The following is a 311-nucleotide window of genomic DNA, read 5'->3' on the forward strand; positions in this document are numbered from 1 at the left end:
GGGCGCGGGGCCGGCTGGCCGCCGCGGCGGCGGGCCGCTGCCGGCGGGCGCCGGTGGAGGGACGGCTCGCGGAGCAGGGGGCCGCCCCGGGCCCCGCCGGCGACTGAGCGGGGGCGGGCGCGGGCCGGACGGCGCGACAGCGGTGCCCCCGGCCGCGACAGGGGCCGTAGGCAGGACGTCCCGAGCCCGGGACGTGAGCCGAGCCGGCGCGGATGACCACGCCCGGGCACCGGGCCCCGGTCGCGCCACGGGGCGGGAACGGCGAAGCGGGGCCGGACGAGACCCCCCGGCCCGTCCGACCCCGCCCGGAC

Source organism: Streptomyces sp. NRRL WC-3549 (assembly GCF_000721935.1).
GTDB lineage: Bacteria > Actinomycetota > Actinomycetes > Streptomycetales > Streptomycetaceae > Streptomyces.